We start from the raw sequence: 23,576 nt of genomic DNA on the forward strand, positions 1-23,576 counted from the left end.
CCTCAAACGAAGGTATGCGGTGAAGAATGGACCCTGAAACAAGTTCAAGGTGACGAAGGTGAGGGAGCCGCTCGATGATCGGCCTCGCATTGTTCGCTCTTGCCGCAGCCGCCGAGCCCAAGCTCAACTGCGACGATCCGCAGACGCAGATGGAACTCAATTTCTGCGCGGCCGAGAATTACAAGCAGGCCGACGCCGAGCTGAACCGGCAATGGTCAGCGACCGCGGCCCGGATGCGCGAGCAGGACAAGGCAGCCTATGCGCCGAAGGACGGCCGGCCGGGTTACTATGCCGCGCTGCTGGAAGCGCAGCGGGCGTGGATCAGGTTCCGCGATCTCGAATGTCGGGTCGAGGGCTATGCGATGCGCGGCGGCAGCGCCGAGCCGATGATGATCAGCGGCTGTCTCGCCGCCGTCACGAAGGCGCGCACGGCGCAGCTCAAGGAAATCGTCGCGGCATACGAGCCATGATGCGCCTCCGCCTTCTTGCCGGGCTGCTCTGCCTTGGCGCTCTCAACGCGGCTGACTTTGCGCCTGCCGCAGCGCAGGAGACAAAGCCGATTGTCATCGGCCAGTCCTATGAGCTTGCCTCGCCCGTCATGGGCGCGACGCGCCGCATCAACATCTGGCTGCCGCCCGGCTATGAAAAGGGCACGCAGCGCTATCCGGTGCTCTATCTGCTGGACGGCGGCGTGGAGCAGGATTTCCACCATATCAGCGGCATTGCGCAGCTCGGGACGATCGTCGGCACGACGAAGGACATGATCGTCGTCGGCATCGAGACGGTCGACCGGCGCAACGAACTGGCCTTTCCTCCGATAAGTGACGCCAAGCTCAAGGCGGACTATCCGACCGCCGGCCAGTCGGACCGGTTGCGCCGCTTCATCGCGCAAGACGTGAAGCCCTGGGTCGCGCAACGCTTCCGCACCAGCGGGCAGGGAGCGCTGATCGGGGAGTCGCTCGCCGGGCTGTTCGTGGTCGAGACCTTGCTCAAGCAGCCGGCTTTGTTCGACGATTATATCGCGATCAGTCCGAGCCTCTGGTGGGACAATGAGGCGCTGGTGAAAGCGGCGCCGGCGATGCTGCCCGGCACGAGCGGCCATCGTCTCTGGCTCACCGTCGCCAATGAGAAGGGCATGGGCGTCGCGCCGTTTGCGGAACTGCTCAAGGCGCATGCACCGGCCGGTCTCGATTGGACGTATCAGCCGCGCCCGGAGGAAACGCACGCCACCATCTATCATGGCGCCGCGCTTGCGGCGATCCGCGCGCTCTTCGTCGCGCCGGGAGAGGGACATTGACGATCAAGAAGCTGCTCATCGCCAATCGCGGCGAAATTGCCTGCCGGGTCATCCGGACGGCCCGGCGCATGGGCATGCAGACCGTCGCGGTCTATTCCGAGGCGGACGCTCGGGCGCCGCATGTGCTGATGGCGGACGAGGCGGTATTGCTTGGCCCGCCGCCCGCGGCCCAATCCTATCTGCTGGCCGGTGCGATCATCGCAGCCTGCAAGGCAACCGGCGCCGATGCGGTCCATCCGGGCTATGGTTTCCTCTCGGAGCGCGAGAGCTTCGCCCGGGCCTGCGCCGACAATGGGATCATCTTCGTCGGCCCGCCGCCCAAGGCGATCGCCGCGATGGGCGACAAGATCGAATCCAAGAAGCTGGCGCTGGCAGCCGGCGTCAATGTTGTGCCCGGCCATGTCGGCGAGATTGACGATACCGAGCATGCCGTGAGGATCGCCACCGAGATCGGCTATCCGGTGATGATGAAGGCCTCGGCCGGCGGCGGCGGCAAGGGCATGCGGCTCGCCTATAGCGAGGCCGAGGTGCGCGAGGGTTTCCCGGCGGTGAAGCGGGAGGGGTTGGCGAGCTTCGGCGACGACCGTGTCTTCATCGAGAAGTTCATCGAGCAGCCGCGCCATATCGAGATCCAGCTTCTCGGCGACCAGCACGGCACGATCCTCTATCTCGGCGAGCGCGAATGCTCGATCCAGCGGCGGCACCAGAAGGTAGTGGAGGAAGCGCCGTCGCCTTTCGTCTCGCCGGAAATGCGCAAGGCAATGGGCGAGCAGGCGGCCGCTTTGGCGCAGGCCGTGGGCTATTACAGCGCGGGCACGGTGGAGTTCATCGTGGCGGGCAACGATCCGACCGGGCAGGGCTTCTACTTCCTCGAGATGAATACCCGGCTGCAAGTCGAGCATCCGGTGACCGAGATGGTGACGGGACTCGATCTCGTCGAGCAGATGATCCGCGTGGCCAATGGCGAGGCGCTGTCGTTCGATCAGGACGATGTGCATCTGGACGGCTGGTCGGTCGAAACCCGCGTCTATGCCGAGGATCCCTATCGCGGCTTCCTGCCGAGCACCGGCCGGCTGGTGCGCTATACGCCGCCGCAAACCGGCGAATTGGCGACGGACGAGGCCGAGGGCCTTGACGGGACCGACCTGGAAGACCCCGATCATGGCCTGACCGCAGGAACCGTCCGCCTCGACGACGGTGTGACCGAGGGCAGCGAAGTCTCGATGTTCTATGATCCGATGATCGCCAAGCTGGTAACCCATGCGGCGACGCGCGAGGCGGCGATCGACCTCCAGATCGGCGCGCTCGACCGGTTCGAGATCGAGGGGCTGGGCCACAATATCGATTTCCTCTCGGCGCTGATGCAGCATGAGCGCTTCCGCTCGGGCGCGATCACGACCGGCTTCATCGCCGAGGAATATCCCGACGGCTTCACCGGCGCGCCCGCAGCGGACGGGTTGTTGCGGCAACTAGCGGCGATTGCTGCCTTCGCCAGCATGGCGCAGGCGGATCGGGCGCGGCGGATCGAGGGGCAGCTTGGCCGCCGTCTGGCGCCGCCGACCGAATGGCAGGTTCGCATTGGCAGTGCGTCCCGCAGCGTCACGATTTTCGGCGACGATGTGACCGTCGACGGCGTGCCGCTCGATATGGCGCTGGACTACACGCCCGGCGACCGGCTGATCGAGGCGGACTTCAACGAGGGCGAGGCACTTGCCGTCCGCATCGCGCCAGTCCGCTCCGGCTGGCGGCTGACGACGCGCGGCGCATCGCATGAGGTGCGCGTGCTGCCCGCCCATGTCGCGCGCCATGCCGGGCATATGATCGAGCGGCCGGCGCCCGATCTCTCCCGCTTCCTGATGAGCCCCATGCCGGGCAAGCTGGTGACCCTGCATGTCGAGGCGGGCGAAAAGGTCGAGGCGGGACAGCCGCTTGCCGTGGTCGAGGCGATGAAGATGGAGAACATCCTGCGCGCTGGCCGCGCCGGAACGGTTGGCCGCGTCAATGCACAGGCCGGCGCGACGCTGGCGCTCGACGAGGTGATTCTCGAGCTGGAGTGATCGGCACAAAAGCGTGTCGATCATGTCGCGGGCGGTTCACAAGAAGCCCGCACGCCCCTACAGCTTGCGCAAGTTTCAGGTCGAGGGGGATGCATGGCGGACGAGGCACAAGCTGTCGAGAGCGGCGAGGACAAGCAGTCGGTCTCGCTGGTGATCGGCGCCTCGTCGCTGGGCACCATCTTCGAGTGGTACGACTTCTTCATCTACGGCACGCTGGCCGCGAGCGGCATCATCGGCCGCACCTTCTTCCCGGCCGGCAGCGAGACCATGCAGACCCTGCTGGCCTGGGCCGGTTTTGCGGTCGGCTTCGGTTTCCGGCCGCTCGGCGCGATCCTGTTCGGCTATCTCGGCGATCGCCTCGGCCGCAAATATACCTTTCTCGCGACGATCCTGCTGATGGGCGTGGCCACCGCCGGCGTCGGCATGGTGCCCTCGGCCGAGACGATCGGCATTGCGGCGCCGATCCTGATCCTGCTGCTGCGCATCTGCCAGGGGCTGGCGCTGGGCGGTGAATATGGCGGCGCGGCGATCTATGTCGCAGAGCATGCTCCGCAGGGCCGCTCGGGTTTCTATACGAGCTTCATTCAGGCCTCGGTGGCGGGCGGTTTCGTCCTCTCGCTGGCGGTTGTCCTGGGCGTGAAAGGCAGCATGTCGATTGAAGCCTGGGACAGCTGGGGCTGGCGCCTGCCGCTGCTGCTCTCGCTGGTCCTGCTCGCGATCTCGGTCTGGATGCGCGCCAAGCTGAAGGAAAGCCCGGTGTTCGAGGAGATGCGCAAGGAAGGGAAGATGGCGCGCAATCCCTTCGTCGAGAGCTTCACTTATCCCGGCAATGGGCGGCGCCTGTTCGTCGCCCTGTTCGGCGTCGCGGCGGGTCTGACGGTGATCTTCTACACCGCGCTCTTCTCCGTCCTGTCCTTCCTGCAAGGGCCGATGAAGGTCGAGGCGACGACGGCGCAGATCATCGTCGCGGTCGGCGCGCTGGTCGGGTCCGGCTGGTTCGTCCTGTTCGGCCACCTCTCGGACAAATACGGCCGCCGCCGCATCATCGGCATCGGCTATGCGTTGACCCTCGTGCTGCTGATGCCGATCTTCTGGCTGATCGGCAGCCATGCCAATCCAGGCCTCGCCGCGCAGAGCGCGAAGGCGCCGATCGTCGTGACCGGATCGGGCTGCACCTATGATCCCTTCGCCAGCCCGCAGACGACGCCCTGCGGCCGCGTGCTGGAGCAACTCACTGGCAAGGGCGTGGCATACAGGATCGAGCAGGGCGACGGCATGCGCGTCACGATCGGCGGCGCGCAAGTCGCCAATCCGGATGGAGAGGGGTTGACGCAGGCCATCGCTGCGGCGGGCTATGATCTCTCCCCACAAGTGCCGCCGCTGCCTAATCTGATGGTCGTCCTGCTCGGCGTGATCGCGCTCAGCTTCCTCTCGGGCATTACCTATGGCCCGGTCGCGGCGCTGCTGAGCGAGATGTTCCCGCCTGCGGTGCGCTACAGCTCGCTCTCCATCCCCTATCATTTCGGCACCGGCTATTTCGGCGGGTTCCTGCCGCTGATCGCGGGCTATATCGTCGCCAAGACGGGCGATCCCTATGCGGGCCTCTGGTACACGCTGGCCGTCGTCGGGGTGGCGCTGCTGGTGATCCTGTGGGGCGAGGGCAGGAGCTGGTCGAAGGGGGTCGACGCCGCCGGGACGCCGCGCTAACCCGCGCCGATGACCGATAAAGCCTCGGCGCCGCTGGCGCTGCATCTGGACAGTGCTGCGCTCAGGGCCAACTGGCAGTGGCTGGCGAAAGCGAGCGGCAATGCGCGCTGCGCCGCCGCGATCAAGGCCAATGGTTATGGCCTGGGCGCGGTCGAGGTGTTGCATCATCTGAAAGCTGCGGGTTGCCGGGATTTCTTCGTCGCTACCTGGCAGGAAGCCGCCGAAGTACTTCCGAATCTGGGCGAGGCATCGCTGTCCGTGCTGCACGGCGTGCGTGAGGAGGATATGGCCGACGCCCTCGGCTCGAAAGCTCGCCCGGTGCTGAACAGCGCTGCGCAGGTCGCGCGCTGGAAGGCGGTCGGCGGCGGGGCGTGCGACGTCATGATCGACACCGGCATGAACCGTCTCGGCCTCGATCCGCGCGAAGCCTCTGCGGATTTGCTCGACGGCCTGACCATCGAGACTCTGCTCAGCCATCTCGCCTGCGCCGATGAGGATCACCCCCTCAATACCGCGCAACTCGCGGCCTTTCGCGATCTCGCCGCGCGCATCCCGGCCCGCCGCTACAGTATCGCAAACAGCGCCGGCATCCTGCTCGGCGCCGACTATGCCTTCGATCTGACGCGGCCCGGTCTTGCCCTCTATGGCGGCATCGCGCGTCCCGAGGCGGCAGGGCATATCGCGCAGGTCGTGCGCCCGCGCGCCCAGATCCTGCAGCGCCGCCAATTGAGGGCCGGGGAGTCGATCGGCTATGGCGCGACCTTCGTGGCGGACGCGCCGCGCGAGGTAGCGATTCTCAACATTGGCTATGCGGATGGCTATCTGCGCGGCTTCTCGGGGAGGGGCGGCGCCCTGCTCGACGGACGGCGCCTGCCCCTGCTCGGTCGGGTCTCGATGGACCTCGTCGCGATTGATGTCAGCGATGCGCCCGATCTGTCGGACTGCGACTGGCTGGAGATCGAATATGATCTGTCGACCGCGGCCGTGCAGTCCGGCCTCTCGCAATACGAGCTGCTGACGACAATGGGCCGCCGTTATGCGCGAGTCTGGCGCTGATCAGCTCGGCTGTATGCTGAGGCCAGTCTGCGTGTTGCGCACGACATCGCGCAGACCCCGCACGATCTGCAGCACCGTTGCCGGCTTGCGGATCGACCGGCAGCTGGCGAACTCTTGGACATATTCCAGGTCCTCGTAACCGGTGCAGAACAGGAACGGGATGCCGAGCTTGCGCAGCGAGCGCGCAAGCGGAAACACCGGCATACCGGCGAGATCGACATCCAGAATGGCGACGTCCGGCTTCTTGCTCTTGCTGTCGGAGAGCAGGCGATTGGCCTCTTCGATCGATCCAGCGACGCCGAGGATCGACCATCCGAACTCCTCGAGCGACCTGCTCATCTGCATGGCAAGTAACGGCTCGTCCTCGACGATCAGCAATGTTCCGATATCGTCGCTTTCTGCGGCCTGGGACGTCGCCATGCCTTTCCCCTTGATGACCGGCCGCGCGGCGGGCCTCTCTCCACTCACCTGCAAAACGCTCTCGGGAAGGATGAGTTTCAGCTCATAGCCTTCCTTGTGCCAAAGGCTCTCCATCTCGCCGCATAGCTGGTTCTGCGCGATCTGCTGGATGAGACTGGTGCCGAAACCAGGCTGTTGCGGCGGTACCACGTCCGGGCCGCCGCGCTCGCGCCAGATCATTTCGACACTGTCGTTCTCGAGTTTGCGCCAGGAAAAATCGACATGTCCGCCGCGCCGCGAGAGCGCGCCATATTTGACGGCATTGGTCGCGAGCTCATGAATCAGCATGCTGACCGGTTGCACCGCACGGGCTGACAGTTTGAGCTCCGGGCCCTTGCAGGTGAAGCTGGCGGGGTCGGCATAGGTGCTGATCTCGTCCTCTGCTGCCTGCAACAGGGACGCGCCTTGCCAGCGCCCGCGCGCGAGAAGCCCATGCGCGCGCGACATGGCGGCGATCCGCCCGGCGAGCGATTCGGCATAAGCTTCGCGGGTCGGCGCCTGGGTCAGTGAAACCAGCGATGAGACGATGGCGAGGATATTCTTGGCGCGATGATCCACTTCACGCGCCAGCAGTGCTTGCGCTTCTTCGAAGGCGAGGCGCTCGGTGATATCGCGCAGAATGACAGTTGAGATGCGCTCATGGCCGGTCTGCGCCTGCGAAATCGACGCTTCGACGGGGAATTCCTCGCCGTCGGCCCGCACGGCATTGATCGCGCCCAAAGCCCCCATGCGGCGGCCCGTCTCGCCGGTCTCCGAAAACCGTTCGATATGACCTTTGTGCTGCGCATGATAGCGCGCCGGAATGAAGCGCTCGATCGGCGTACCCATCACTTCCTCGGCGGTAATGCCGAACATCTGCTCGGCCGCCGGATTGAAGCAGATGATGCGCTGTGTCTCATCGACGCTGATGATCGCGTCCATCGCCGTCGCGATGATCGCTTCCAGTCGTTGATGAGTTTGGGCGTGTGTCGCCCCCCTGTCGATGAAGCCGGACATCATTGAGGAACGGACTCCCTGCCCGCTGATATTATTCTCAAGTACCCGGCAGGAAGATCATAGCGGAGATATTCTCTATAACCAACCGTAAAATAACGCCAAAACGGGACCATGATTTGCTATCATGATCCCGTTCGCATTCTAAGTGACGCGAAGAATTTCCGCCCCGTAATTGGCGATTTTATCTTTCGATGCACATGGCGATGCCCATGCCGCCACCGATGCAGAGCGTCGCCAGACCCTTGTGCGCGTCACGGCGCATCAATTCGTAGATCAGGGTGGTGAGGATGCGCGCGCCGGATGCGCCGATCGGGTGGCCGATGGCGATCGCGCCGCCGTTCACGTTGACGATGTCGGGGTTCCAGCCCAGCTCCTTGCCGACCGCCAGCGCCTGCGCGGCAAAGGCTTCGTTCGCTTCGATCAGGTCCAGGTCGGCGATCTTCCAGCCGGCCTTGTCGAGCGCGATCCGGCTCGCGGGGGCCGGACCGATGCCCATGACCGAGGGATCGACGCCGCAAGTCGCCCAGCTCGCGATGCGCGCGAGGACGGGGGCGCCGCGCGCCGCTGCCTCGTCGGCCGACATCACGACCAGCGCTGCGGCACCGTCGTTAAGGCCGCTCGCATTGCCGGCCGTCACCGTGCCGTCCTTCTTGAAGGCGGGACGCAGGCTGGCCATGGCCTCGACCGTCGCACCGGCGCGGATATATTCGTCCGCATCGACGATTGTGTCGCCCTTGCGGCCGGGGATCGTCACCGCCGTGATCTCGTCGGCAAACTTGCCTGCCGCGCGCGCCGCCTCGGCCTTGTTCTGGCTGGCGGCGGCGAACTCGTCCTGCGCCTCGCGGCTGATCTGATACTGCTCCGCCAGATTCTCCGCCGTGATGCCCATATGATAATCGTTGAAGGCGTCCCACAGGCCGTCCTTCACCATCGTGTCGATGAGGCTCACATTGCCCATCTTGGTGCCCGCGCGCAGGAACTGCGCATGGGGCGAGAGCGACATGCTCTCCTGGCCGCCGGCGATCATGATCGAGGCGTCGCCGGTCTTGATCGCCTGCGCAGCAAGCGCGACCGAGCGCAGACCCGATCCGCAGACCTGGTTGATCGCGAAGGCCGTGCGGCTCACCGGGATGCCCGCTTTGACGGCAGCCTGGCGCACCGGGTTCTGGCCCTGCGCCGTGGTCAGGACGTGACCGAAGATCACTTCCGAGACGTCGTCAGCTGCAACGCCCGCCTGCTCCAGCGCGGCCTTGATCGCGATGCTGCCGAGGTCATGCGCGGGCGTGTTGGCGAAGCTGCCGAGAAAGCTGCCGACCGGCGTGCGCTTGGCGGCGGTGATGACGATATCGGTCATGTGGCGAATCCCTAGATTGAGGCGCCGCGAGGCGCGTTGGTCAGTCCGTCGCGCGGGCCTGTATCATCAGCCGCCACAGCGCGAAAGCCAGTCGCTCAATCCTCTCCACAGACTTGCTTCCGCCCGGCCGCCGATCATCATGCCGACATGCCCGAGCGTCAGGTCGATCCGCTCCCGCGAGGGAGGGGTGGTCGCGGCCGGGACGATCCTGTCGCTGGTCGAGGCAATGGCGAGCGTCGGGCAATCGAGCTTGCCGGGGTCCACGACCGTGCCCTGGATCGTCCATCGGCCGGTGCCGGTGATATTGGTGCCGTAGCAGCCTTCGGCAAGGTCGCGCCCGGCGGAAAGCGTCAACGGCGCACCTTCATTGGCCCAGTCCTCCAGCGCGATGAAGCCATGATAGGCGGGCGTGCCTTCCTCCACCTCGCCGAAATTCGCATATTTGGCGATGGTACGCTCCGGATCGAGCGCCCAGAAACCGGTCTGAAAGACTTCCATCGGCACGAGGCCGAGGCTCTCGCAGCCCGGCTTTGCCTGCGCCCAGGTCTCGGCAAGCTTCCCGCGGAACGTCTCGTCATACTCGGCGAAGTCCCAGGGCGCGGCAATGGTGGCGACGCCGGCCGCCGGTCTCCCAAGCGCCTGCAGTCGCGCGGCGGCTCCGATGGAGAGCGTGCCGCCGAGGCAATAGCCGACAAGAAGGGGCGGGCGGTCCAGGGTCGCGAGCAGGGGTAGGAGCAACGCCTCGATATGGCCGGCGAGATCGCTTTCACGATCCTTCGCCGCGTCAGGGGCGCCCCAGTCCACCAGATAGGCATCATGCCCTTCGCGCAGCAGAAAGCGCAGCAGCGATCGCTGTTCGGTTAGGTCCAGCACGTTCGGCGGGTTGATAAGCGAGGGGACGAGCACCACCGGCCTCTTGCTGCGTGCATCCTGTGCAGTTTGTGCAGCGCGGTTTCGCGTGAGCAAAGCAGCACGGCCATGCCGCGCAACAATTTCGGGCGGACAAGGCTCGATTCGGCGTTCCGCGGCCTGGAAACGCCGCAAACCGGCGAAGGCGCGGCGTCTTAATTCAGCATCTTGTGCCGTCATGGACCATAAAATGGACAGAAACAGCGGAAGTGGGCGTGGTCCATGTTGCGATGCGGAAAGAATAGATGCTATGCTGCGCGCACCGGAGGGTGGAGCATCCAACATGGCACGATCTAAGTCTGGCGGCGAATCGGGTACCATCGTCATCAAGAAATACGCCAACCGGCGCCTCTATGACACGGAAACGTCGAGCTACATCACGCTCGAGCTGCTTTCGCAGATGACGCGGGAGGGTCGCGATTTCGTTGTCGTCGATGCCAAGTCCGGCGAGGACATCACGCACAATGTGCTGACCCAGATCATCATGGAAGAGGAACAGCGCGGCGAGAACATGCTGCCGGTCAGCTTCCTGCGCCAGCTCATCTCGCTCTATGGCGACTCCATGCAGTCCATGGTGCCGCAATATCTCGAAGCGAGCATGGAAGCCTTCCGCAAGAACCAGCAGCAGTTCCAGGAAGCGATGCAGGGCGCCTTCGCCGGCGGCCCCTTCGCCGAGATCGCCAAGCGCAACATGGAAATGCTGAACGCAGCTGCTGCTGCGTTCAAGCCGGCTGTTCCGCCCAAGACTCCCGCCAAAAGCGAGGGCGGAGACGAGGTCGCCGAACTCAAGGCCCAGCTCGCTGCGCTCAACGCAAAGATCGACAAGCTCGGCGGCTGATCGGCACGGGCGGATTTCTTATCCGTCCGCAAATCCCTGAAGCATAGCAACTGGCACGATCGTCACCACCTGGACGATATAGTCATTCCCCCGGCAGATAAACACTCTGCCGGACGGTGATCCTGCCCACGATCGCAGCCAGCAACAGGCTGGCCGGGACGAAGGTCGCGTCCGAGACGATGGTCAGCGTTTCGACGTAGGACATGACCTCCGTGGACGTCTCTTCAGATTCGAGCCGGAAAGCGACGAGGCCGGTGAGGTTCGAGAAGATCCAGAACGTCCACCACCAGCCCAGCAGCGGCGTTGACTTCACGATTTCCCAGTCGCGCGGCTCGATGCTGGCTTTCCAGATCTCCTTCATCGCCACGAACGGCATGCCGAGGCAGGCGATCGGCACGAAATACCAGCCGACGGCCCAGCCGGGCGAGGGGCCGAGTCCCTGTGCGCCGATGCGATGGACATTGGCGCTCGCGCAATAGGTCCAGCGCAGGAAGACGATCGCCCCGGCGATGAAGATAACGGCTTGGCCCAGGGAAACCAGCGCGTAGGGCATGCTGCCGCTCGCCTCGTCCATGAAGCCCGGTCCGGCCAGGAGCGCGATGGTCACGGCCAGCGCACAGATGGCCGCCTGGGCGCAGAGCAGCCCCTGCGACCAGGCGCCCGTGCCGCGCAGATCGTAGAGGCCAAGTCCGGCTTGGGTGTCGCTACCGGTCGCCATCAGCCCGGCTGGACTGCCGGCTGCTCGATTGCCGCTGTGTAGCCGCCGTCCTCGTCGAACTGGGCCTTCGCCTCGCGCGCGCCCTTGCTCATGAAGATATAGCCGACGACCGCCAGGATGAAGAGCGCGACGCCGAGCATCGGCACGTTCCCGTCGATCATGACGCGGAAGATGACCCAGGCGAGGTTGACCGCGCCGAGCAGGATGAACAGCTTGGTATTGGCACCGCCCGCGAACTTGTAATAGCTCTCTCCCGTGCGCGACCGGAAGCCGTGTATACCTTTGATATCGAAGGTGCTGAACAGGTAGAAGCGGCCGCTCGCGCCCTCGGTCAGCGCATCCGCGAGTTCCTGCGAGACGACCTGCTTGGTGACGGTGCGGCTCGATCCGTCCGCCTGCTTGAAGCGGATGCTCTTGTAGATCGCGATGCCGCCCCGGGCGCGCTTGATGTCGATCTCCTCGATCGTGCCGTCGATGATGGATGTGCTCACAGGCCCCTCCCAATGGTCTGGTTGGTTGGAAAGTCTGTTCTGTTTTTCTGCGAGCCGAACCTGCATTGGATCATGGTGACGGTAGCGAGTCAAGAAAGCGCCGCGAGCGCGCTTTCCCTCCTGCCGAAGCGTCGCTAAGAGCCAGTCCATTCCCGAACCAGCAAAGCCCGGACCTATGAGCATCCCCAACATCAAGCATGCCTTGCCCGTCACGCGCGCGGCGGATTTCGCCGCCTGGTATCAGGCCGTCGTCAACGAGGCCGATCTGGCCGAGGAGAGCGGCGTGCGCGGCTGCATGGTCATCCGGCCATGGGGCTATGGCATCTGGGAGCGGATCCAGAAGCTGATGGACGGGCGCATCAAGGCGGCCGGTGTCGAGAATTGCTATTTCCCGCTGTTCATCCCGCTCAATTTCTTCTCGGAAGAAGCCGACCATGTCGAAGGCTTCGCCAAGGAAATGGCGGTCGTCACGCATCACCGGCTGAAGGCGATCGACGGCAAGCTCCAGCCCGATCCGGACAGCAAGCTTGAAGAGCCATTGATCGTCCGCCCGACCTCCGAGACGGTGATCGGCAAGGCGATGAGTCGCTGGGTGCAGAGCTGGCGCGACCTGCCGTTGCTGGTCAATCAATGGGCGAACGTCGTGCGCTGGGAGATGCGCACGCGCATGTTCCTGCGCACGAGCGAGTTCCTCTGGCAGGAAGGGCACACCGCCCATGCCGACGAGGCGGACGCGCGCCGTGAGACGATGCGCGCGCTCGAAATGTACCGCGACTTCGCCGAGACCGAGCTCGCCATGCCCGTCGTCGCGGGCGAAAAGCCAGAGAATGAGCGCTTCCCCGGCGCCGTCGCGACCTATTCGATCGAGGCGATGATGCAGGACGGCAAGGCGCTCCAGGCCGGTACGTCGCACTATCTCGGCACGGGTTTCGCCGAGGCCGCGGGTATCCGCTACCAGGATGCCGAAGGCACGCAGCAATATGCGCACACGACGAGCTGGGGCACCTCCACCCGCATGATCGGCGGCGTCATCATGGTGCATGGCGACGACGATGGCCTGCGCTGCCCGCCGATGATCGCGCCTCATCAGATCGTCATCGTGCCGATGCTGCGCGACAATGACGAGGATGCCGCCGTGCTCGCTTATTGCGAGGAACTGGCCAAAGCGCTCGGCGAGGTGGATGTCTTTCGCGAACCGGTGCGCGTGCTGCTGGACCGCAAGCCGCTCAAGGCGTCGAACAAGCGCTGGGCCTGGGTCAAGAAGGGCGCACCGATCATCGTCGAGGTCGGTGGGCGCGATGTGGCGGGCGGCAACGTCTCCGTGCTGCGCCGCGACCGGCTCTATACCGAGGCGGGCAAGACCGCGAGCGCGATCATGCCGCGCGCGGACTTCGTTGCGAACGCGGCCGAGATGCTGCGGGACATCCAGACCAGCCTCTACACCGAGGCCAGGGAACGGCTCGACGCCAATATCCGCCGCGACATTACCGACAAGGCCGCGCTCGCCGCCGCCTTCGAGGGCGACAAGCCGGGCTGGGTCGAGGTCGAATGGGCCAAGCCGACCGGTGCCGGACTGGAGGCTGTCGAGGCGTGGCTCAAGGGCGAGAAGCTGACCCTACGCAACACGCCGATCGATGCGGCGCCGGTGAGTGGCACCTGCATCTTCAGTGGCGAAAAGGCGGTCGAGCGCGTGCTGGTCGGGCGGAGTTACTGATTAAGATCGTCACCCCAGCTGAGTCGCAGACGGGCGAATCCCAACCTGGATCTCCTGAATCGGGGAGGGCGGACCATGATCATTGAGATTGTCGGACAAGCAGGCGTCGGCAAGTTGACGATCGGGCGCATGCTCGCCGCGCGGCTTCCGGGCCGGCTGCTCGACAATCACAGCATCTATAATGTCGCCTTCTCGCTGACCGACTATCGGTCCGAGGCCTTTTACCGGACCGTCCGAGCCGTGCGGGACATTGCCTGGGAAACGGCGCTGGAGCTGCCGCCGGAGATGCCCCTCATCCTGACAACCGCGAACGGGATGATCGCCTGGTGGCGGGAGCAATGGCGCGATGCCGTCGTCGATCTGGCCCGGCGACGCGGATCGCGACTGCTTATCGTCCACCTCCTTTGTTCGGACGAGGAGAACCACCTGCGCATCGCGTCGCCGGACAGGCTCGCCAGCCGCAAGCCGGTGGACCCGGCGACGGTCGATCGCAACGGCGAGCGCGTCGCGATGATCCATCATGGCGATGCGCTGCTGGAGCTGGACGTGACGGAATTGCAGGTCGATCAGGCTGTGGAGCGGATCATTGCCTGGCTGCAGGCTGTCGATCAGGTCAGCCCCTGACAGCCACTTTCGCCTCGAGATGATGCCCGTCCGGATCGATCAGGAAGGCGGCATAATAGTCCGGCCCATAACGCGGACGTAGGCCCGGCGCGCCATTGTCGGCGCCGCCCGCAGCCATGCCCGCCGCGTGGAAACGATCGACCGCTGCCTCGTCTGAGGCATCGAAGCAGAGATGGAAGCCGTCGCCCGGCGCCCGTGCCTCGCTCACCGCGCGCAGCAGGAGCTTGTCGTCGCTGCTGCCCGGCATGCCATAACCGACGAACCGATCGTCGGCATAGACGCAGGCATAGCCGAGTGCGCCCATGATCGCGTCGTAGAAGGTTTTGGCCCGCGCGAGGTCGCCGACGCCGAAAGAGACATGACCGAGCATGGGGGGCTTGTCGGCCGCCCTTAGGCCGCCTGCAAGCGGCGGAACGGCTGTTTGCGCAAATAGGTCAGCGATCGCCACAGCCATTCGGCGGGGCCAAAGCGATAGTGCCGCAGCCAGATCGGGCTGATCACGAGCTGCACCGTGCAGATCGCCAGCACGATATAATAGAGCTGATGCCGCGCGAGCTGGCCGTAGAGGCCGAAGCCGGTGAACAGGATCAGGCAAACCAGCGAGTGCGTCAGATAATTGGTCAGCGCCATCTGGCCGACCGCCGCGACCGAGCGCCGCAGCCAGGGCAGCACGCCGCTGCGAAAGAACAGAAGCAAGGTGCCCAGATGTCCGATCATCATCGCCAGCCGGCCGAGATCATAAGTGATCTCGGTCTGCTTGTAGGCGAGCAGGTCGAACTTGTGGCGCATGATCCAGGTCACTTCCCAATAGTTGACCGCGAGGCCGACGGCATATCCGCCGACCACCATCAGCCAGTAGAGCGATGACGGGCGTTTCAGGGTCAGCACGCCGGATTTGAACAGCCCCATGCCGATCAGCATCATGCCGAAAATGTCGCCGAAATAGCGGTAGAAGAACCAGCTCTCCATCCACATGACTTCCGGCGCGATCGCGCCGAGCGTGCCCGCCCAACCGGACCGGTGCGCCGCAATGCCCTGGTCGATCACGTCCTTGGGCGGCCTGTGCTCCTCGAGCTTCTCCTTCCAGCCGTCGATCGCCGCCTGCTGCTCCTCGGTCAGCGTCTTGCCGCTCGCCAGCACCTTCTGCGCGGCCTGCGCTTCCTGATGGGCCGAAAGATCGTCGAAGCCTTCCTTGAGCGACCAGCAGGCGGTCAGGACCAGCGCTGCAGCGCCGATCACCATCAGCCAGCGCGCCGGCAGCTTGCGGAAACCGAACACGATGAGGGCGGTCAGCCCGTAGAAATAGAGGATGTCGCCGGCCCAGAGCAGGATCCAGGCGTTGAACAGCCCGAACGCGATCAGCAGCAGATTGCGCCGCACGAAGATGTCGGCCGCCCCGACAGGGTTGGTTGCTTCCAGTCGCTCGGTCAACAGGATGATCCCGGCGCCGAACAGCACGGAGAAGAGTGCGCGCTGTGTGCCCTCGAAGCCCATCTGGATGATGATCCATGCCCAGAGGTCCGCGCCCGTCGCCCCGCCATTGTTGAGCGGATTGCTATAGGCATGGGACAGGCCGAAACCCGTGATGTTCATGAGCAATATGCCGAACAGTGCGGTGCCGCGGATGAAGTCGAGCACGTCGATACGTTCGGCGGCCGGGTGCGGCGGCGCGACTGGAGCCGCCGTCTGGGCGGATTCATCCGGCAAGCTGATCGATGCAACCATGAAGCCACCCCCGCGACTCATTGCTGACGGGATGGAAGCTGAGCGCTTTGCCCGTGAACGGCAACCGAAATCGCTGCGTTACTTCTCCAGCAGGCGCGGCATCAGCTCGACGAAATTGCAGGGCTGGAACCGGCTGTCGAGTTGGTGGACGAGGATCTGATCCCAGCCGTCCTTCACCGCGCCGGTCGAACCGGGCAGGGCGAAGATGTAGGTGCCGCGCGTCACGCAGGCGCAGGCGCGCGACTGGATGGTCGACGTGCCGATCGACTGGAAACTGAGCCAGCGGAACAGTTCGCCAAAGCCGGGGATCGGTTTGTCCTGGATTTTCGCGAGCGCCTCGGGCGTCACGTCGCGGCCGGTGACACCGGTGCCGCCGGTCGTGATGATGACGTCGATTTCGGGGTCGTCGATCCAGCGGTGCATATGCGCCAGGATCACCTCGACACTGTCCTTGCTGATCTCTCGTGCCTTTACGACATGACCGGCCGAGACGATGCGCTCGGCCAGCGTGTCGCCGGACCGGTCATCAGCCAGCGTGCGCGTGTCGGAGACGGTAAGGACGGCGATATTGACCGGCAGGAACGTCCGGCTCTCGTCAATCGGCACCGAAGCTCACTCCGCTCGGCGCCATCCGCACCGCGACGGTCTTGCCGCCCTCGGGGAAGCGCGTCCACAGGCCCTGCGCCATCGCCGCGAGCGCCTGGGAGGTACCGGTCTCGTCCATCTGGTAGATCCAGTAGTTGCGCAACACCGCGTTCAGATAGGCGCGCGTCTCGTAATAGGGGACGGACTCGATGAACAGCAGCGGGTCGCCTTCGTCGCGCACTTGCACGTTCCATTTCTCGATCGGCAACGGCCCGGCATTATAGGCGGCGATGATCTTGGGCAGCAGCCCGCCGGTCGCGCGCATCTGGCTCAGCTTCTTGAGGTACATCTGGCCGAGCGCGAGATTGGTCGCCGGATCGTAGAGCTGCTCGCCGGTGAAGGCCATGCCGGCCGCGCTGGCCAGCTCGCCGCCCGTCCCGGTGCGCACCTGCATGACGCCGCGTGCGTCGGCCGTGCTGCGCGCCTTGGTCTGGAAGCGGGACTCCTGGAGCGCGTGGGCGAAGACCAGCGCCTTGTCGACTTGCCAGCCGTTGGTCGGTGTCCATTCCGGGCGCGGATAGCGGGCATAGGCTGCGGACTTGCGGCCCGATGGCGAGCGCTGCGCCAGCCAGAGCTGCGTCGTCGGCAGCGAGAGGTCGCTCGCGAGATGGACCAGTGCGGTATAGCGAGCGCCACTGTCCAGCGCGGCTTCATGACGCAGCACTTCATCGGCCTCGGTGGCGCGGCCAAGCGCGTTCAGGATCACGGCATTGCGGACGTTGGCGCGGGTCGCGAGCGCGGCCCAGTCTTGCGTCGAGACAGGCTCGCGCTGGAGCGCCTTGCTGGGGCCGAGGCCGAGCGTCTCGCGGGCGAGCAAGCCGTAGAGCGTCTCTTCGTCGCGCGCGGCGGCGCGGAGCAGGGCGTTCACGCGCTCGGGCCGCTTGTCCGCCATGACGGCACGTGCGGCCCAGAAATAGGCGCTGCTGCGCAGGTCGGCGTCGCCGGCATTGACCGCCGCCTGATAGAAGGCGCTCGCCGCCCCGTTCCAGTCCTTGTCGCGCCAGGCGGCAAGGCCCATCACCCAATGGGCGGGGGCGAGGAAGGCGCCGCTGCCGTCCTGCACGGCAAGCGCCGCGATCCGGCGCGCATTGGCCGTATCGCCGCAGATGAAATAGGACCAGGCGAGGCGCTGGCGCAACTCGGTCCGGCCTTCGATCGTCAGGCTGGGCAATGCCGCTTCGACGAGCGCTTCGCCCTCGGCCGGCTTGTCATCCTTGATCTGCTGCAGCAGGCGCCCGCGCAGGGCGTCGGCCATGCCGTCGCCGGCGACGGCGCGCAGCATTTTCCGCTGCGGCGATGTGCCGGTCCACATCAGCTCGCGCGTGGCGGGCAGGTCTGGCAGCACTTGCGCGCCGCGCTTCTTGGCGAGCGCGCTCAGCCGCTCCGCCTGTGGCAGATAGGGCGCCTTCGCCAGCACATCCATGAGATCGAACAGCTCGACCCTTGGCGATCCCTTCGCGAGATAGAGCTCGGCCAGGAAATGTGCGCGCATGCTGTCCGTCTCGGGCAGGGCGAGGATCGCGGTCCGGGCGTCGGCCCAGTTCTGGTTGCCGATCTGCGTCAGGATCGCGCCATAGAGACTGCGCTCGTCCTGCGTCACCGGGGCGACGGCCGATCCAGTCTTGGCAATAGTGGCGGCCGCCAGCGGTGCAACAGCGCTGGAAAGCGCAAGCGCGGCAAGCAGCAATTTGGTCGTGCGTCCGATCATCTGTTCAGCATTCCTTGGAGCAGGCGCAGCGCCTGCCAGCTTTTCGCCTTGGCCGCCGGCCTGCCCATCAGCAGATCCAGCCCGGGCAGGGAAACGGCCTGTATCCTGCCTTCCTCAGGGTTAATCTTCTGTAGCCCGTCACCTGTCGGTGTCCAGCGTGGCCCGATCAGGGCACGGCTCGTCCGATCGCCGAGGATGATCGCGGCGCCGGGGGCAGTCAGGCCCAGATAATGCGTCATGCGCTGCGCCAGCCGCCCGATCGTCGCTTCGTCGAGCAGGCCGCCGGGTGGGCGCCGCGCGGCGAGCGATACGCAGGGCGCCTCCTCAGGCTTGATACCAAGGCTCGCCAGCATCGCGTCGATGAAGCGCCGTTGCCCCGGCTCGACCAGTGTCGCGCTGTCGCTCGCACTGATTCCGGGCATTTCGATGATGACGAGCAGGCGCGCATGCTCGATCGCGGGTGGCAGGATGAGCGCGCCGTCCCACGCCGCTTCCGGCTGACCGGCATCGCTGCCGAACCAATCGAGAAAGGCCGGGAGCGCATTGGGCATGGCTGTCGGGCGAGGCGCCGGTGCGACAACCTCCGCCACGCGCGGCTGCTGCGGCACGCTGACCGGCGCAGCTTGTTTCGCTTCCCTTACGGCGCCCGCATCGCGCTGCCAGAAGGGTGCTGCGGGTGCCTCGCGCCAGCCATGCGGCGCAGCGTCGATAGCCGTGTGCAGCCCCGCCTCGCGCCACCAGTGCGCGTAGCTTTCGACTGCCTGTTCCAGCGACCCCCGATAACCCTCATGCATGCTGCGCACTTGAGACAGAGGTTGACGAGCCAGTCAACTCGCCGCATCGCAGGGGCCTGCAAGATGGTGCCCAAATGCGGTGACCGGACCCGGGGCCAGAAAGAGAGAGTGCAGATGTCCGAACGCGAGTCCATGCCCTATGACGTCGTGATCGTGGGTGGCGGGCCGGCTGGCCTCAGCGCCGCGATCCGCCTCAAGCAGCGCGCCGCGGAGACCGGCGCCGAGCTCAGCGTCTGCGTGCTGGAGAAGGGTTCCGAGATCGGCGCGCACATATTGTCCGGCGCGGTGATCGATCCGAAGGCGCTCGACGAACTGCTGCCGGAGTGGCGTGAGATGGGCTGTCCGCTGGCCGCCACGCCGGTGACCGAGAACCACCACTGGTTCCTCAGCAAAGGCGACAGGTTCGCGATCCCGCAAATCTTCACGCCTCCCTTCATGCACAACAAGGGCACTTACACCGGCTCGCTCAGCTCGCTCTGCCGCTGGTTGGCGGAGCAGGCGGAAGGACTCGGCGTCGAGATATTCCCCGGCTTCCCCGCCGCCGAAATCCTCTACGAGGCGGACCGATCGGTGAAGGGCGTCGCGACCGGCGACATGGGCGTCGCACGCGACGGCAGCGCGAAGAGCGACTATCAGCCCGGCCTCGAACTGCATGCGCGCTACACGCTCTTTGCCGAGGGGGCGCGCGGCCATCTCACCAAGCAATTGAAGGCGCGCTTCCATCTCGATGCCGAGAGCGACCCGCAGACCTATGGTCTCGGCGTCAAGGAATTGTGGGACATCGATCCCGCGAAGCATGTCCCCGGCCGCGTGATCCACACACAGGGCTGGCCGCTCACGGATGCCTATGGCGGCGGCTTCCTCTATCATCAGGCCGGCGGGCAGGTTGCTCTGGGCTTCGTCGTCGGCCTCGGCTACCGCAACCCGCATCTCAGCCCCTATGAGGAATTCCAGCGCTGGAAGCATCATCCGGCGATCCGCGAGGTGCTGGAGGGCGGCAAGCGCATTTCCTACGGCGCGCGCGTCATCAACGAGGGCGGCTGGCAGTCGGTGCCGAAGCTGGTCATGCCCGGCGCAGCGCTCATCGGCTGCTCGGCCGGCTTCGTGAACGTGCCGCGCATCAAGGGCACGCACACCGCGATGAAGTCGGCGATGCTGGCGGCCGATGTGGCCTTCAATGCCGTCGCTGCCGGTCGCTCCGGAGACACGCTCGATGCCTATCCGGCCGCGCTCGACACCAGCTGGATCGCCGACGAGCTCAAGATCGTCCGCAATGCCGGCCCGGCGCTCGGCAAGTTCGGCAATGTCATTGGCACTTTGGTCGCGGGCATCGACATGTGGATGCGTTACCTCAAGATCGGCCTGCCGTTCACGCTGCGCAACAAGGCCGATCACACCAAGCTCTGGCGCAAGGACCAGTGCGCGAAGATCGACTATCCCAAGCCCGATGGCGTCATCAGTTTCGATCGGCTGAGCTCGGTGTTCCTCTCGGGCACCAATCATGAGGAGGACCAGCCAGTCCATCTCAAGCTCGCCGATCCGGACGTTCCGATCCGCTACAATCTCCCGCTCTATGACGAGCCCGCGCGGCTCTATTGCCCGGCGGGGGTCTATGAAGTGCTGGAGGATGCCGAGGGGCATCCGCGCTTCCAGATCAATGCGCAGAACTGCGTCCACTGCAAGACTTGCGACATCAAGGACCCGACCCAGAACATCAACTGGGTCGCGCCCGAAGGCGGTGGCGGCCCGACTTATCCGAATATGTGAGGGGACTGGACATGCAGGTTAGGCCGTTGTCGGGTGCGGAACGCGATGCTCTCCAGCAAGGTCTGGATCTGGCGGCACGCCTGCTAGATTTGCCACGCCCCTGTCAGCCTCCGACGTTCAGATGCTTTACGATATCATTCGGGACGCTCACCGCGACGCTGATGAAGCAATTATCGCGCTTGGCCTTGCCTTCGGACAGCTGATCGCTGACGCAGCAGACTTCGAATGGCTGCGGGTGCAGGACGAATATGGCGAGGAAACAGCTCTGGCTCGCAGAGGATTTGCTGCCTATTGTCATCCGATTAGCATGATGCAGAAGCGGATCGAGCATGGGCAGCAAGAGGACTTGTCCGAACTGCGCGACACGACGATCCGCATCATACAGGACCGCGTCGAAAATGGTATTTTGGGGCAAGCGTTGAGGATCATTGCGGGGAGTGACACTATGATCGCCGTCATCGGAAGCATGCGGTTTCCGGCCGAGACTATCGCGGATCTTCTGCCGCACGTGCAAGCGCTGGTCCGCGAGACCAATGCGCATGACGGCTGCATCGCTTATGATGTGGGGCGCGACGTGCTCGATCCCGGCCTGCTGCGTTTCTCGGAAGTCTGGCCGGATCAGGCCAGTCTCGATCGTCATATCGCCGCGCCGCACATCGCGCCCTGGCGTCAGGCCTGTCAGGATCATGGCATCCTGGATCGCAATTTCGCGGTTTATGACATTGGCGAGGCGCGCTCGCTCTGAGCGCAAGAGCGGCGGAGCCTTCGTCAGGCGGCGTCGGAGCGATCCAGGCCGCGAAGGAATTGCGCGGCCTCGTCCTCGAGAGTTGCAGCGATTTGTGCGAGCGCCTGTGTCGCTGCGTCAATATCGCGGACATCGCTGAGCGTTGCGCGCACGGTGGAAACGACCGCGTTCGCATCCGCCATGCTGTCCCTGGCGTCGAGCACGGCCTTGGCGGCGAGGCGCGCGATATCGGCACTCGTGGCGCTTTCCTTGACGATCGCGCCGAAGATCCGCTCCGCGACCCCGCGTACCTGGTCATTCGCCGCGAGCACGGCGTGGATGTCGGTGCAGGTGGTGTCGGCAGCAACGCGCATCGCGTTGACGCGCGCGGCGATGTCGCCGGTCGCCGCCATGGTCTGAACTGCCAGGCTCTTCACCTCGCTCGCGACCACGGCGAAACCCCGGCCCGCATCCCCCGCCCGTGCCGCTTCGATCGAGGCATTGAGGGCAAGCAGATTGGTGCGGCTGGCGATCGCCGCGATCATGTCGACGATGTCGTAGATGCCGAGCGCGGCCGTGCCCAGCTCCTCCACACCGGACTGGACGACATTGGCACGCTCCGCCACCACCTTGGCGATGCCGCCCGCGCTGATGATGTCGGTCTTTGCGTCTTCGATCACGGTGGCGATGTGGCGGCTGTTGGAGGCCATCCCTTCGACGGCCTGCTGGATGCGCTCGGCGGCGAGATTGGCGCGGACCGCCGAATCCTCGATGTCGGTCGCGCGCTGACCGAGCGCGCGGGACGCGCCGCTCAGCTGCTCCGCGGATTGGGCGACCTGCGTGACGGCGCTCAGCTGGCTGTGCTCGAACTCCTCGGCGATCCGCTGGCGGGTCAGTCGAATCTCGGCCCTGCGCGCAGCCTCCTCGTCCGCCGCACGGCGCCTTGCGGCAGCCTCGGTGGCGGCGCTGTCGGCCTGAATCCGGGCCTCGTCCTGGGCCTTGCGCAGCGTGTCGCGCTCTCGTCCCAACTCGCGCAGCAGGATTGCGGAGCGAGCGAAGTCGCCGATGCTGTCCTTCCGCTCCGCGCCGCCGATCTCGACCTCGTAATCGCCCTCGGCCAGCCGACGCAGTGCGCCGCTGCACCGCACCAGTGCGTCGGTAACGCTTCGGCTCATGGAGCGGCCGAGCAGGACGGCGATCACGACCGCGATGACGCCGCCGGAAATGCCGATGACGATGCACAATATGTTGACGTTTCGGGCCCGCTCCCGCAGCAGGCCGGCTTCGACGATGGCCTGATTGCGCGCGATCTCGATGGCCCGGTCGAATTTGCGGCCCTCTCCCGCCAGCGCGGCGAGATGAGGCGTGAGCCGCTGCTCGCGTGCCTCGACCAGCGCGACCAGCGCCTCGGCCTTTTGGCGATAGGCGTGCGAGCGCCGGGAAATGTCGGTCATCGTGGAAGACGAATCGATCGGGCGACCGTCGGGATGGATGGAGTGGTGCAGATCGACGATATTGCCCTTGGCAGCGCGCATGAGGGGCGGTGTAGGGAGGTGGGCGACGCGGAACAGATCCCGTTCGAGCGAGGCCAGATCTTTCTCGATCGTCATCATCACAGTGACTCGCGCGTTCAGCTTGTCGGCGGCCCGGACGATGTGAGCGCTATAAAGGAAAGCCAGCAATTCCAGCAGCATGGCGCTGCACATCGCGAAAACCAGCAGGCGGCGCAGAAGGGCGAGCTGGTCTTCGATCGACGTAGCGGGATCTCCGCCAGCTATGCGCCGGACAATGCCCTGGATCATGCCGGCGGCGGGTCGGATCGGAAAGATACCGGACTGATTTGCCGTCATCTGTGCCTCGCCTGACCCTCGCTGCTAACCACGATCGTGAACCCATCGAGCCCAGAGACACAATGCGCATGAGGATTTGGTTAATGTCCGCCATTTTGCGGGCTTTTTTGGCTGTGGGCACGGCGGGGTGACCCGGTGCAGAC

At 65.2% G+C, this 23,576-nt stretch carries 21 protein-coding genes; 10 read left to right on the forward strand and 11 right to left on the reverse strand.

The annotated features are described in order from the left end of the window. Positions 1-74: 74 nt before the first annotated feature. The 5 genes from KM135_RS11540 to alr all read left to right on the forward strand — a co-directional run bounded on the left by KM135_RS11540 (position 75) and on the right by alr (position 6,117). Entirely contained in the window at positions 75-470 is a 396-nt protein-coding gene (locus KM135_RS11540; protein ID WP_221714172.1) for a lysozyme inhibitor LprI family protein, read from the forward strand. Beyond that, positions 467-1,297 (forward strand): alpha/beta hydrolase, encoded by an 831-nt coding sequence (locus KM135_RS11545; protein ID WP_221714173.1) that lies wholly within the window; start codon positions 467-469, stop codon positions 1,295-1,297. Before KM135_RS11540 ends, KM135_RS11545 begins: the two co-directional genes overlap by 4 nt. Then, positions 1,294-3,354 (forward strand): acetyl-CoA carboxylase biotin carboxylase subunit, encoded by a 2,061-nt coding sequence (locus KM135_RS11550; RefSeq protein WP_221714174.1) that lies wholly within the window; start codon positions 1,294-1,296, stop codon positions 3,352-3,354. The genes KM135_RS11545 and KM135_RS11550 overlap by 4 nt, the downstream gene beginning before the upstream one ends. A gap of 93 nt (positions 3,355-3,447) precedes the next feature. After that, positions 3,448-5,061: an MFS transporter gene (locus tag KM135_RS11555; protein WP_221714175.1), complete on the forward strand. Its 1,614-nt coding sequence runs from the start codon at positions 3,448-3,450 to the stop codon at positions 5,059-5,061. Between the two features lie 9 nt (positions 5,062-5,070). Continuing rightward, complete coding sequence (gene alr, locus KM135_RS11560; RefSeq protein ID WP_221714176.1) at positions 5,071-6,117, forward strand: alanine racemase; 1,047 nt, start codon at positions 5,071-5,073, stop codon at positions 6,115-6,117. On the opposite strand, the gene KM135_RS11565 is transcribed toward alr, so the two are convergent. The 3 genes from KM135_RS11565 to KM135_RS11575 all read right to left on the reverse strand — a co-directional run bounded on the left by KM135_RS11565 (position 6,118) and on the right by KM135_RS11575 (position 9,835). Continuing rightward, positions 6,118-7,575 carry a PAS domain S-box protein gene (locus KM135_RS11565; RefSeq protein ID WP_221714177.1) on the reverse strand — a complete coding sequence of 486 codons (1,458 nt, stop codon included), beginning with the start codon at positions 7,573-7,575 and terminating at the stop codon, positions 6,118-6,120. A 178-nt stretch (positions 7,576-7,753) separates the two neighbouring features. After that, positions 7,754-8,926 (reverse strand): acetyl-CoA C-acetyltransferase, encoded by a 1,173-nt coding sequence (locus KM135_RS11570; RefSeq protein WP_221714178.1) that lies wholly within the window; start codon positions 8,924-8,926, stop codon positions 7,754-7,756. A 66-nt stretch (positions 8,927-8,992) separates the two neighbouring features. After that, complete coding sequence (locus KM135_RS11575; RefSeq protein ID WP_343228181.1) at positions 8,993-9,835, reverse strand: alpha/beta hydrolase; 843 nt, start codon at positions 9,833-9,835, stop codon at positions 8,993-8,995. A gap of 283 nt (positions 9,836-10,118) precedes the next feature. Between KM135_RS11575 and phaR the strand changes: the two genes are divergently transcribed. Beyond that, positions 10,119-10,673, forward strand: a complete 555-nt coding sequence (gene phaR / locus KM135_RS11580; protein ID WP_221714180.1) for a polyhydroxyalkanoate synthesis repressor PhaR — start codon at positions 10,119-10,121, stop codon at positions 10,671-10,673. Positions 10,674-10,755: 82 nt separating this feature from the next. On the opposite strand, the gene KM135_RS11585 is transcribed toward phaR, so the two are convergent. After that, entirely contained in the window at positions 10,756-11,391 is a 636-nt protein-coding gene (locus KM135_RS11585) for a DUF4328 domain-containing protein (RefSeq protein ID WP_221714181.1), read from the reverse strand. Further along, a complete protein-coding gene (locus KM135_RS11590; RefSeq protein ID WP_221714182.1) occupies positions 11,391-11,882 on the reverse strand; it encodes a hypothetical protein in 492 nt (163 codons plus the stop codon). The genes KM135_RS11585 and KM135_RS11590 overlap by 1 nt, the downstream gene beginning before the upstream one ends. 175 nt (positions 11,883-12,057) lie before the next feature. Between KM135_RS11590 and KM135_RS11595 the strand changes: the two genes are divergently transcribed. Next, entirely contained in the window at positions 12,058-13,596 is a 1,539-nt protein-coding gene (locus KM135_RS11595; protein WP_221714183.1) for an aminoacyl--tRNA ligase-related protein, read from the forward strand. A 75-nt stretch (positions 13,597-13,671) separates the two neighbouring features. Then, the gene (locus KM135_RS11600; RefSeq protein WP_221714184.1) at positions 13,672-14,220 is read left to right on the forward strand and encodes a P-loop nucleotide/nucleoside kinase family protein; all 549 of its coding nucleotides are present in this window, start codon (positions 13,672-13,674) and stop codon (positions 14,218-14,220) included. On the opposite strand, the gene KM135_RS11605 is transcribed toward KM135_RS11600, so the two are convergent. The 5 genes from KM135_RS11605 to KM135_RS11625 all read right to left on the reverse strand — a co-directional run bounded on the left by KM135_RS11605 (position 14,210) and on the right by KM135_RS11625 (position 19,092). Next, positions 14,210-14,590 (reverse strand): VOC family protein, encoded by a 381-nt coding sequence (locus tag KM135_RS11605; RefSeq protein WP_221714185.1) that lies wholly within the window; start codon positions 14,588-14,590, stop codon positions 14,210-14,212. The genes KM135_RS11600 and KM135_RS11605 overlap by 11 nt on opposite strands. Positions 14,591-14,610: 20 nt before the next feature. Continuing rightward, entirely contained in the window at positions 14,611-15,945 is a 1,335-nt protein-coding gene (locus KM135_RS11610; RefSeq protein ID WP_221714186.1) for a DUF418 domain-containing protein, read from the reverse strand. Between the two features lie 78 nt (positions 15,946-16,023). Then, positions 16,024-16,551: a molybdenum cofactor biosynthesis protein B gene (gene moaB / locus KM135_RS11615; protein ID WP_221714187.1), complete on the reverse strand. Its 528-nt coding sequence runs from the start codon at positions 16,549-16,551 to the stop codon at positions 16,024-16,026. After that, entirely contained in the window at positions 16,541-18,298 is a 1,758-nt protein-coding gene (locus KM135_RS11620; protein WP_221714188.1) for a lytic transglycosylase domain-containing protein, read from the reverse strand. Before KM135_RS11620 ends, moaB begins: the two co-directional genes overlap by 11 nt. Next, entirely contained in the window at positions 18,295-19,092 is a 798-nt protein-coding gene (locus KM135_RS11625) for a hypothetical protein (protein ID WP_221714189.1), read from the reverse strand. Before KM135_RS11625 ends, KM135_RS11620 begins: the two co-directional genes overlap by 4 nt. Before the next feature lie 114 nt (positions 19,093-19,206). Here KM135_RS11625 and KM135_RS11630 point away from each other — a divergent pair, with 114 nt between their 5' ends. Both KM135_RS11630 and KM135_RS11635 read left to right on the forward strand, forming a co-directional pair. After that, positions 19,207-20,859 carry an electron transfer flavoprotein-ubiquinone oxidoreductase gene (locus KM135_RS11630; RefSeq protein ID WP_221714190.1) on the forward strand — a complete coding sequence of 551 codons (1,653 nt, stop codon included), beginning with the start codon at positions 19,207-19,209 and terminating at the stop codon, positions 20,857-20,859. 121 nt (positions 20,860-20,980) lie between these two features. Next, positions 20,981-21,604: an antibiotic biosynthesis monooxygenase gene (locus KM135_RS11635; protein WP_221714191.1), complete on the forward strand. Its 624-nt coding sequence runs from the start codon at positions 20,981-20,983 to the stop codon at positions 21,602-21,604. Between the two features lie 23 nt (positions 21,605-21,627). Here the strand turns inward: KM135_RS11635 and KM135_RS11640 are convergent, their stop codons facing one another. Next, positions 21,628-23,433, reverse strand: a complete 1,806-nt coding sequence (locus tag KM135_RS11640) for a methyl-accepting chemotaxis protein (protein WP_221714192.1) — start codon at positions 23,431-23,433, stop codon at positions 21,628-21,630. Positions 23,434-23,576 lie beyond the last annotated feature (143 nt).

This window comes from Sphingobium xanthum, from assembly GCF_019737615.1.
GTDB classification, from domain to species: domain Bacteria; phylum Pseudomonadota; class Alphaproteobacteria; order Sphingomonadales; family Sphingomonadaceae; genus Sphingobium; species Sphingobium xanthum.